The following is a 9,225-nucleotide window of genomic DNA, read 5'->3' as shown; positions in this document are numbered from 1 at the left end:
CCCCCCCCCCTGTCGCAGAAAATTCATGCCGCAGCACGAACGGGCTGTGGCAAACTCTTTCCCCATGTACTGCACCGACTTCCTCTCCACCACCGCTTTGCGACGCCGCCGGCTTTCCGCCCGCGTGCCGTCCGTCGTCCGGAGATAAGGTCCAGTCGCTTCCCGACCCCGGGGGTTTCGACCCCCATCCCGCAAAAGGCCACGGCAACCCCGTGGCCTTTTTGTTTTTTTACCATCCCACAAGGAGAACGCAGCAATGGAACACCCCCTCGCCGCCCAGGACGCCCTGATGTGGATCACCCACCGGCCCGACCTCGTCTTCACCAGCGGCCAAGGCTCCTGGATCACCGACCACCAGGGCAAGCGCTATCTGGACTTCGTCCAGGGCTGGGCCGTGAATTGCCTGGGCCACGGCCACCCGGCCATCGTCGCCGCCCTGACGGCCCAGGCCGGCCAGCTGATCAACCCCAGCCCGGCCTTTTACAACGCGCCTTCCCTGCAACTGGCCCGGGGGCTGACCGCGCGCTCCTGTTTCGACCGGGTGTTCTTCGCCAGCACCGGCGCCGAAGCCAACGAAGGCGCCATCAAGCTGGCGCGCAAGTGGGGGCAGAAGCACAAGGGCGGCGCCCACGAGATCATCACCTTTGCCGACGGCTTCCACGGCCGCACCCTGGCCACCATGTCGGCCTCCGGCAAGCCGGGCTGGGACACGCTCTTCGCCCCCCAGGTGCCGGGCTTTCCCAAGGCACAGCTGAATGACCTGGATTCCGTGGCCGCCCTGATCACTGACCAGACGGTGGCCATCATGCTGGAGCCGGTGCAGGGCGAGGCCGGGGTGGTGCCAGCCAGCGTCGAATTCCTGCAACTGCTGCGGCAGATCACCGATGACCGGGGCCTGCTGCTGATCGTCGATGAGGTGCAGACCGGCATGGGCCGCACCGGCAAGCTCTTCGCCCACGAACACGCCGGCATCACCCCGGACATCATGACCCTGGGCAAGGGCATCGGCGGCGGCGTGCCCCTCTCGGCCCTGCTGGCCCGGGAATCGGTGTGCTGCTTCGAGGCCGGCGACCAGGGCGGCACCTACAACGGCAACCCGCTGATGACGGCGGTGGGCTGTGCGGTGCTGGATGTGCTGACGGCGCCGGGCTTTCTCGAGGAGGTGACGGCCAAGGGCGAGTATCTGGCCGCCGGGCTGCAAGCCCTTTCGGAGCGGCAGGGGCTGGGCGGCGAACGGGGCAGCGGCCTGCTGCGGGCCCTGCTGCTGCCGGATGAGCGGGGCCCGGCCCTGGTGGAGGCGGCGCGCCAGCGGGCCCCGCAAGGATTGCTGCTGAACGCCCCGCGGCCCCACCTGCTGCGCTTCATGCCCGCCCTGACGGTGAGCCGGGAAGAGATCGACCAGATGCTGGCCTGGCTGGAGGAACTGCTGGCTGCCTGAGGCGCCCAGCCCCCGGGCAGAGCGCCGGGCGGGGCACCGCCTGGCGGCCCGAGCCGGGTCGCGGCTGACCGTGGCCCGGCCCGGACGCAGCCGGGCAAGGGTCGGGGTGAGGTGCTTCACGAATACACCGGGCGGGGCCATCCCCGGCATAATGCGCATCTTTCCTGCTGCCTTGCGGAGCCCCATGCCTGCCCCCACCTTGCGTTCCCTCCTGTGTCTCGCCGCCCTGCCCCTGCTGCTCAGCGCCTGCGGCGAACCGGCGGACACCCACCCGGACAAGCCCGTGACCCAGCGCCGGGCGGCCTTCAACACCATCCTCAAGGCTTTCGAGCCCATGGGCATGATGCTGCGGGACAAACGCTACGATGCCGATGCCTTCCTGCAATCGGCGGAAAAGCTGGAGGCGGCGAAGGAAGGCCCGTGGCGCCATTTCACCGCCGACAGCAACTACCCGCCCACCAAGGCCACGGACAAGGTGTGGAGCGAGAGCGCCAAGTTCGAGGAAGAGCGCCAGGCCTTCCTGGCCGCCACCAGCCGCCTGCTGGAAGCCGCTCGCAGCAAGGACGAAGCCAAGGCCACCGCCGCCTACGAGGCCACCCACAACACCTGCCGCAGCTGCCACAAGACCTTCAAGAAGTAGGCTTTCCCCCACGGGCATGGCCATTGCGCCCGGCCCGAAAGCAACGTCGTAACACCCCGGCAGGGCAATAGGGACGGGCATCTCCGCCCCCTTGCCGCCGGGAGGCAAGCTGGGCGCGGCGATCAGACATGCCCCGCGCCCCGCCTGGGCTTCAGGGCATTTTCCGGGGCATTCCATCGCTGCCCATCCGCCGGGCCGCCAAGTCGCTCCAGGCTCCGGCGCCATCGCGCCGACCTGAAGCCACCTTGACGCGCCCGTCCTCACCCACCACTCCCTGGCCCTCCCCTGGCCCGCCGCCAGCGGCAGCAAACCCGGCGGCCCGCGGCCATCAGCCCTCGAGGCGCTTGGCCAGCACCTCGTCCACCCGGTTCTTTTCCATGTCCATGACCTCGAAGCGCCAGCCGGCCCATTCGAAGGATTCGGTCTTCTTGGGGATGCGCCCCAGCTGGTAGACTACGAAGCCCCCTACGGTGTGGTAGTTGCCCAGGTCTTCCTCCGGCAGCTCGGCCATCTGCAGCAGTTCCTTCAGCTCGTCGATGGGCAAGAGGCCGTCCAGCAGCCAGCTGCCGTCGCTGCGTTGCAGGGCCAGGGGCGCTTCCACGGCGCCGGAGAGCACGTCGCCCACCACGGTGCCCATCAGGTCGGAGAGGGTCACCAGCCCTTCGGTGCCGCCGAATTCATTGACCACCAGGGCGATCTGGGTCTGGTTGGCCTTGAAAAATTCCAGCAGGCCGATGAGGGAGAGGCTGTTGGGCACGTAGAAGGGCGGGCTGGGGGAAAGCTTGCCGAAATCCAGGCCGTTGCCCACCAGCAGGGCCTGCAGCAATTCCCGGCTCTCGACAAAGCCCAGGGGATTGCCGAAGCCGCCCTTGCAGACCAGGAAGCGGGAGACGGCCCGCTCCTGCAGCACCTTCATGTTGGCCTCCCGGGGCTGGCTCAGATCCAGGTAGGCGATGCCGGTGGCCGGGGTCATGATGGCGCCGACCCGGCGGTTGTCGAGGCGGAAGACGTTGCCGAGGATTTCGCTCTCGGTCTGGTCCAGCACGCCTTCCTTGCGCCCGGATTCGATGAGGAAGCGAATTTCGTCGGCGGCGGACGCTTCCGCCGTGCCCTTGGCGGGGAAGAGATCGAGGATGCGGTCCGACACCCAGGAAACGATGAAGACCAGGGGATGAACCAAGCGCAGCAGCAGCTTGATTGGCCCGGCCAGGGCCACGGCGGTGGCTTCCGGTTTGGCCAGGGCCAGGCGCTTGGGAATGACCTCGCCGAAGACCAGGGTGAAGAAGGTGATCACCGTCACCACGCCGCCCAGGGCCAGCCAATAGGCCGGCGCCTCGGCCAGGCCAACGCCCTCCCGCAGCCATAGCTCGGCCCGGGGCACCCACAGGGATTCGCCGAAAACGCCGGAAAGCATGGCCAGGGCGGTGATGCCCAGCTGGGTGGTGGCCAGCAGGCGGCTGGGATGCTGGCGGAAGCGCAGCACCGTGCCGGCCCCGGCGGAGCCGCCTTCGGCCAGCATGGCGAGATGGGAGTTGCGGCTCGCCCCGACGGCCATTTCGGCCAGGGACAACACGCCGCTGCCAAGAATGAGAAAAATCAGAATCCAGAGATCCATGGGAATGCTCCATTGACTGGATCGCCAGATTCTACGCCCGCTGCCACCATTTCCCGGTCCGGCGCTGCCCGTGGGGCGGCCGGGGCGCCTGCATCCTCACCTTACGGCACGTCGGCCCGTCGGCCAGGTTGCCCGGCTTTCTACTCGCCGTCCCAGTAATCCACGCCATCCGCCAGGCGGCCCACATGCTCGAAAGTACGCCGGGCCTTGGACCCGCCGGGGGCGGCACCGGCCATCACCACGAACTTGCCCGAATCCGGGTAACCCATCACATCCGAGGCGATCATGGTGCTCACCGCCAGATAGCGCAGCGGCTCCGTACCCTCGTTGATCAGCTGGTGGGCCGTTTCCGGCCCGCCAGCGGGCGCCCCCAGCAAGTCCCCCGCGGCGACTTCGTGGCGGGCATCGCCGTAGCGCCACACGCCCCGGCCCGAGAGGATCACCACCAGTTCTTCATTGGCATGGTGGTGATGGAACGGCCAGGCCCGCTTGCCCGGCGGCAGCTCCACCAGCCGCCCCCCCAGGGCCGTCAGCCCCAGGGGGCCGGCCACCGGGGCAAAGCGGGCCTGGTAGCGCTCCCCCTGGGCGTGGTCGCGCCACTCGAGGTCATGGGAATGCAGGACGGGACGAACGGGGGTCGGCATGGGGCGCTCCTTTCAGGGGACGCTGGCGGCGGGGGCCAGGCACTCCGGCACTTCCGCCGCCCGCAGCAGGGGTTGCCAGCCGATGATCTCATAGCTGGCCACGCCGGCACGGTGGAAGGGGTCCTGGGCCACCCAGGTCTCCACGATCTCCCGGGCATCGGCCCGGGCCAGGATGACACCGCCCCGGCGAGGGTCCTGGGGGCCGGAAAGGAGGAAATGGCCAGCCCGGTAATGCTCGGTCAGGTAGGCGCGATGGGCCGCCAGTTGGGCATCCACCTCGGCCAGAGGCCGCAGGTAGGTCAGCACGACGAGATAAAGCATGGTTCGGCTCCTTCAAAGGTTCAGGGACGCAGCAGCAGGGCGCCCACGGTCTCCCCCGCTTCCAGCAGGCGATGGGCTTGCGCGGCCTGGGCCAGGGGCAGCACGGCTCCCACCTGGGGCCGCAGGCCGGCTGCCAGCATGGCCAGGGTAGCCGCCGCCCCTTCCCGGTAGCGGGCCGGATCGGTCATGAAGCGGAACACCCCGGGGCGGGACAGGGCGATGGAACGGGCCGGCCCCAGCTGGCCCAGGTCCAGGGGGCCGCTGTCGCCGGCCACCTGGCCGATGCTGGCCGCCATGCCGTAGGGCCGCACCGCCCCCAGGGTGGCCAGCAGGGTCTGGCCGCCGATGCCGTCGATGGCGTAATCCACGCCCTCGCCGCCGGTCAGGTCCCGCACTGCCGGCACGAAATCCTGCTCCCGGTAGAGGATGGCGTGGTCCAGGCCGTGGGCCAGGGCCAGTTCGGCCTTGGCCTGGCTACCCACGGTGCCGATCACCCGGGCGCCCAGGGCCTTGGCCCATTGCACCAGCACCAGGCCCAGGCCACCGGCGGCGGCATGGACCAGCACCGTCTCCCCGGCCTGCAAACGCCGCACATGGGCGAACAGCATGTGGGCGGTAATGCCCCGCAGCAGCAGGCTGGCGATGGTGTCGTCGGCCACCGCAGCCGGCAGGGGAATGGCCCGGGCGGCAGGCAGGTTGCGGGCGCTGGCGTAGCTGCCGGCGGGCGGGCCGGCGTAGGCGATGCGCTGGCCCACGGCCAGCTCCGTCACCCCGGGCCCCAGGGCTTCCACCACCCCGGCCGCCTCCACCCCCAGGGTGGCCGGCAGGGCGGGCAGGGGGTAGAGGCCGGTGCGGTGGTAGATGTCGACGAAATTGACGCCGATGGCGGTATGGCGCACCCGGATCTCGCCGGGGCCGGGGGCTGGCAGCACGCCGGCCTCCACGCTCAGGGCAGAGGCGTCGCCATAGGCCTGCAGGCGTACCTGGGAAACGATGTCGGCGCCAGCATCAGGCTGGGCGGCGGTGGTGGGGGAGAGAACGGCATTCATGAGGGGCTCCGTGAAAATGAACATTGCGCCGCCAGCGTATCCCGATGAAAATTGCCCAACAATTCCCAATAAACACACAATCATTGTGCAAAAAAACACAAACAGCCCAGCTCCCTCCCGGGACCTGCAGTGGGACGACGTGCGCCACTTTCTGGAACTGGCCCGCCAGGGCAGCCTCTCCGGCGCCGCCCGCCGCCTGGGGGTGGAACACAGTACCGTGGCGCGGCGCGTCGAGGCCCTGGAGCTGAGCCTCAACCTGCGCCTCTTCGACCGCCTGCCCCGGGGCTGGCAACTGACGCCGGAAGGGGAAACCCTGGCGGCCCAGGCCCGGCGCCTGGAGGATGAGGCCCTGGCCTTTTCCCGGGCCGCCCTGGGCGTCTCGGCCCTGCAGGGGACGGTACGGCTGTCGGCCCCGCCGGTGGTGGCCAGCCATTTCCTGGTGCCCCGCCTGGCGCCGCTGCGGCGGCACTGGCCGGGCATCGACCTGGAAATCGTCGGCGAAAGCCGGGAAGCCAACCTGGCCCGGGGCGAGGCGGACCTGGCCCTGCGCCTCTCCCGCCCCAATGCCCCCGGCCTGGTGGCCCGCTCCCTGGGCGAGATGGGCTACGGCCTCTACGCGGCGCCGGGCTACAGCCAGCGCCCGGCGGAAGAATGGGAATTTCTCGGTTACGACGAAAGCCTGCGCCAGGTGCCCCAGCAGCAATGGCTGGAAGCGGTGGCGGCCGGGCGCCGCTTCATCCTGCGCAGCAACGATCTGGCCGCCCTCTACCAGGGGGCCCGGGCCGGTCTGGGGGTCACGGTACTGCCCCACTTTCTCGGCCGCCACGATCCGGCCCTGGCCGTGGTGGAGGGCCCGCCCTGCCCCGTGCAGCGCCAGCTCTGGCTGGTGATGCACCCGGACGTGCGCCGCTCCCCCCGGGTACGGGCCGTGGCCGATGCCCTGGCCCAACTGGTGCAGGAGGCGGAAGCACTGTTCAGCCTGCCGACCGGTACCGAAGAGACCGGCAGCCGCGATTGAATCCCCGCCGATTCTTTACTTTTTGTCGAATATTAATCGCCATATTTGCATCTAATTTTTCTTATTAGTCACAAATATACTGCGACCCTTCCCCTTGAAAGGAGCGCGCCATGCTTGCCGCCCTCACCCAACTCCTGCTTTTCCAACTGGCTGGCGAAATCATTGCCCACGGCCTGGCCCTGCCGGTGCCCGGGCCGGTGATCGGCATGGTGCTGCTGTTCCTCTTCCTGGTGCTGCGCCAGGGGCCGGGCCACGAGTTGCAGAGCACCTCCCAGAATCTGCTGCAGCACCTTTCCCTGCTGTTCGTGCCCGCCGGCACCGGGGTCATGCTCCATCTGCACCGGCTGCAGGATGAATGGCTGCCCATCGCCCTTTCCCTGTTCATCAGCACCGCCATCACCCTGGCGGCCACCGGGCTGCTGCTCAAGGCCCTGACGCGGCATGCGGCTCCCCGCGGGGAGAGCCAGCCGTGAGTGCGCCGATCATCGCCCCCCTCACCGCCCCCCTAGCGGAAATCTGGGTCTATCTGGCGGCCTCGCCCCTGCTCGGCCTCACCGTCACGCTGCTGGCCTACCAGGGGGCCTTCGCCCTTTACCGCCAGGCCAAGTTCCACCCGGTGGCCAACCCGGTGCTGCTGGCGGTGGCCTTTCTGGTGGCCCTGCTGGCGCTCACCGGCACGCCCTACCAGACCTATTTCGACGGCGCCCAGTTCGTGCATTTCCTGCTGGGCCCGGCCACCGTGGCCCTGGCCATCCCCCTCTACGCTCAGATCAAGCGTGTCCGGGCCATGTTCTGGCCCATCGTCATCGCCCTGGTGGCCGGCTGCCTCACCGCCGCCCTCTCGGCCATGGCCGTGGGCAAGCTCTTCGGCGCCAGCCTGGCCACCCTGCTCTCCCTGGCCCCCAAGTCGGTGACCACGCCCATCGCCATGGGCATCGCCGAGCGCACCGGCGGCCTGCCGTCGCTGACCGCGGTGCTGGTCATCACCACCGGCATCCTCGGCGCAGTCGGCGCCCGCTACCTGTTCAACGGACTGAAGATTCAGGACCACGCCGTGCGCGGCTTCGCCATCGGCATCGCCTCCCACGGCATCGGCACCGCCCGGGCTTTCCAGGTGAGCGAACAATGCGGCGCCTTCGCCGCCCTGGCCATGGGCCTCAACGGCGCTCTGACGGCCCTGCTGCTGCCGCTGGTATTGCCCTGGGTCAAGGCCTGGCTGGCCTGACCGGCTGCAAGGCAATAGGGACGCGGCTTGCCGCCATGGACATGGCGCTCATGCCCGTCCCGCCTGGTTGCCAGGGCAGCCCCCTTAAAGCTCAGTGTACTTCACGGCCCGCCCCCGGACCTTCTCAGGCGGGTATTTCTCGCGGTTGAGTGCCATCTTTTCGGCGAAGGCGGCGGCCAGGTCGATCTCCAGCAGGTCGGCCACCCGGATGACGCCCATCAGTACGTCGGACAGTTCATGGGCCACTTCCCGCCGCTTTTCCGGCGAGAGGCGGAAGCTCTCGGCTTCGGAGAGCCACTGGAAATGCTCCAGCACCTCCGCCGCCTCCACGGTCATGGCCATGGCCAGGTTTTTCGGGTTGTGATGCTGGTCCCAGCCCCGTTCGCTGACGAATTGGCGGACGACGGCGCGGAGTTCTTCCAGTTGGGTCATGGCGGCGGGGAGCGAAAAAGGGGCAAGGCGCCATCATAGCGGAGCCGGCAGGCCAGGATCGGCCTCTGCGCCCCGCCTTCCCCAGAGCGGCGCGACAACGCCAATGGCATAATCATGGTTGATCAACCTTGATGCGCCGCCATGCTCGACACCCTCTACGGCAAGACCTTCCTCATTCTGAGCCTGCAGCTGGCCCTGACCTGGGCCAGCACCGTCGCCTTCATTTTCTGGCTGCGCCAATGCTATTACGCCCAGGCCGACTGGATCAGCGGAACCGAGCCCCTGTCCGGCGAACTGGACCTGACGCTGGACTGGCCGACGGTCGCGCCCTGGTTCTGGAGCCTCCTTGGCGTGGACATTCTCGTGTTCCTCCTGCTGATCTTCGTTGGCAAGGGCAATCTCTCCATCGGCGTTCCCCTTTTCTGCCTGTGGTCAGTCCTGACGGGTATCGAGTTGGCCCTGAGTCTGGTTATGGTGGACGAAAACCTCGGAGCCAAGATCCTGGCCCTGACCGCCATGCTCACCTTCGTCGCCTTTCTCGTTGGCAACTACTCAGGCATCGACTTCTCCTTCCTCCGCGGCATCCTCTTCACCGGCCTGATACTGCTGATCCTGGCCGGCCTCTACCGCCTGCTGTTTTCCATCTCGGATACCTGGCGGCGCATCCAAGCCCTGTGCGGCTGCATCATCTTTGTCGGCTATTTGGTCTACGACTTCAACCGCGTCACCCTCAGCCCCGTCAATACCTGGGAAAAGGCCTTCAGTCTGGCGCTCAGCCTGTACCTGGACATCATCAACCTGTTCCTTGACCTGCTGGATTTGCTGCACCGTTGAAAGCATCGC

11 protein-coding genes are annotated in these 9,225 nt (G+C 68.2%); 6 read left to right on the top strand and 5 right to left on the bottom strand.

Going from position 1 to position 9,225, the window contains the following annotated elements; genetic code table 11:
• Positions 1-256: 256 nt before the first annotated feature.
• Both AZSI13_RS05420 and AZSI13_RS05415 read left to right on the top strand, forming a co-directional pair.
• A complete protein-coding gene (locus tag AZSI13_RS05420) occupies positions 257-1,438 on the top strand; it encodes an acetylornithine transaminase (protein WP_109040161.1) in 1,182 nt (393 codons plus the stop codon).
• Positions 1,439-1,622: 184 nt separating this feature from the next.
• Positions 1,623-2,078 carry a cytochrome c gene (locus AZSI13_RS05415; protein WP_109040160.1) on the top strand — a complete coding sequence of 152 codons (456 nt, stop codon included), beginning with the start codon at positions 1,623-1,625 and terminating at the stop codon, positions 2,076-2,078.
• A 328-nt stretch (positions 2,079-2,406) separates the two neighbouring features.
• On the opposite strand, the gene AZSI13_RS05410 is transcribed toward AZSI13_RS05415, so the two are convergent.
• The 4 genes from AZSI13_RS05410 to AZSI13_RS05395 form a co-directional block, all read right to left on the bottom strand.
• On the bottom strand, positions 2,407-3,693 hold the full coding sequence (locus AZSI13_RS05410) for a hemolysin family protein (protein ID WP_109040159.1): 1,287 nt from the start codon (positions 3,691-3,693) through the stop codon (positions 2,407-2,409).
• 140 nt (positions 3,694-3,833) lie between these two features.
• A complete protein-coding gene (locus AZSI13_RS05405) occupies positions 3,834-4,337 on the bottom strand; it encodes a cupin domain-containing protein (protein ID WP_109040158.1) in 504 nt (167 codons plus the stop codon).
• A 12-nt stretch (positions 4,338-4,349) separates the two neighbouring features.
• A complete protein-coding gene (locus tag AZSI13_RS18160; RefSeq protein WP_109040157.1) occupies positions 4,350-4,658 on the bottom strand; it encodes a YciI family protein in 309 nt (102 codons plus the stop codon).
• Between the two features lie 20 nt (positions 4,659-4,678).
• Positions 4,679-5,707 carry a quinone oxidoreductase gene (locus AZSI13_RS05395; RefSeq protein WP_109040156.1) on the bottom strand — a complete coding sequence of 343 codons (1,029 nt, stop codon included), beginning with the start codon at positions 5,705-5,707 and terminating at the stop codon, positions 4,679-4,681.
• Positions 5,708-5,846: 139 nt separating this feature from the next.
• On the opposite strand from AZSI13_RS05395, the gene AZSI13_RS05390 reads away from it, so the two are divergent.
• The 3 genes from AZSI13_RS05390 (at position 5,847) to AZSI13_RS05380 (ending at position 7,950) form a co-directional block, all read left to right on the top strand.
• On the top strand, positions 5,847-6,725 hold the full coding sequence (locus tag AZSI13_RS05390; protein WP_201262315.1) for a LysR family transcriptional regulator: 879 nt from the start codon (positions 5,847-5,849) through the stop codon (positions 6,723-6,725).
• Between the two features lie 110 nt (positions 6,726-6,835).
• Complete coding sequence (locus AZSI13_RS05385) at positions 6,836-7,198, top strand: CidA/LrgA family protein (RefSeq protein ID WP_109040154.1); 363 nt, start codon at positions 6,836-6,838, stop codon at positions 7,196-7,198.
• Positions 7,195-7,950, top strand: a complete 756-nt coding sequence (locus tag AZSI13_RS05380) for an LrgB family protein (protein ID WP_109040153.1) — start codon at positions 7,195-7,197, stop codon at positions 7,948-7,950. The genes AZSI13_RS05385 and AZSI13_RS05380 overlap by 4 nt, the downstream gene beginning before the upstream one ends.
• A gap of 84 nt (positions 7,951-8,034) precedes the next feature.
• On the opposite strand, the gene AZSI13_RS05375 is transcribed toward AZSI13_RS05380, so the two are convergent.
• A complete protein-coding gene (locus tag AZSI13_RS05375) occupies positions 8,035-8,382 on the bottom strand; it encodes a nucleotide pyrophosphohydrolase (RefSeq protein ID WP_109040152.1) in 348 nt (115 codons plus the stop codon).
• 141 nt (positions 8,383-8,523) lie between these two features.
• Between AZSI13_RS05375 and AZSI13_RS05370 the strand changes: the two genes are divergently transcribed.
• Positions 8,524-9,216, top strand: a complete 693-nt coding sequence (locus AZSI13_RS05370; protein ID WP_109040151.1) for a Bax inhibitor-1 family protein — start codon at positions 8,524-8,526, stop codon at positions 9,214-9,216.
• The last annotated feature ends 9 nt before the right edge of the window (positions 9,217-9,225 follow it).

The organism is Azospira sp. I13 (assembly GCF_003112695.1).
Lineage (GTDB): Bacteria > Pseudomonadota > Gammaproteobacteria > Burkholderiales > Rhodocyclaceae > Azospira.
The sequence above is the reverse complement of the archived record's forward strand: the minus strand, read 5'-3'. Positions and strand labels throughout refer to the sequence as shown.

Excerpts from the sequence above, each read along its gene's own strand:
- AZSI13_RS05420 (WP_109040161.1), top strand. The coding sequence starts at position 257 with ATGGAACACCCCCTCGCCGCCCAGGACGCCCTGATGTGGATCACCCAC.
- AZSI13_RS05415 (WP_109040160.1), top strand. The coding sequence starts at position 1,623 with ATGCCTGCCCCCACCTTGCGTTCCCTCCTGTGTCTCGCCGCCCTGCCC.
- AZSI13_RS05410 (WP_109040159.1), bottom strand. The coding sequence starts at position 3,693 with ATGGATCTCTGGATTCTGATTTTTCTCATTCTTGGCAGCGGCGTGTTG.
- AZSI13_RS05405 (WP_109040158.1), bottom strand. The coding sequence starts at position 4,337 with ATGCCGACCCCCGTTCGTCCCGTCCTGCATTCCCATGACCTCGAGTGG.
- AZSI13_RS18160 (WP_109040157.1), bottom strand. The coding sequence starts at position 4,658 with ATGCTTTATCTCGTCGTGCTGACCTACCTGCGGCCTCTGGCCGAGGTG.
- AZSI13_RS05395 (WP_109040156.1), bottom strand. The coding sequence starts at position 5,707 with ATGAATGCCGTTCTCTCCCCCACCACCGCCGCCCAGCCTGATGCTGGC.
- AZSI13_RS05385 (WP_109040154.1), top strand. The coding sequence starts at position 6,836 with ATGCTTGCCGCCCTCACCCAACTCCTGCTTTTCCAACTGGCTGGCGAA.
- AZSI13_RS05375 (WP_109040152.1), bottom strand. The coding sequence starts at position 8,382 with ATGACCCAACTGGAAGAACTCCGCGCCGTCGTCCGCCAATTCGTCAGC.
- AZSI13_RS05370 (WP_109040151.1), top strand. The coding sequence starts at position 8,524 with ATGCTCGACACCCTCTACGGCAAGACCTTCCTCATTCTGAGCCTGCAG.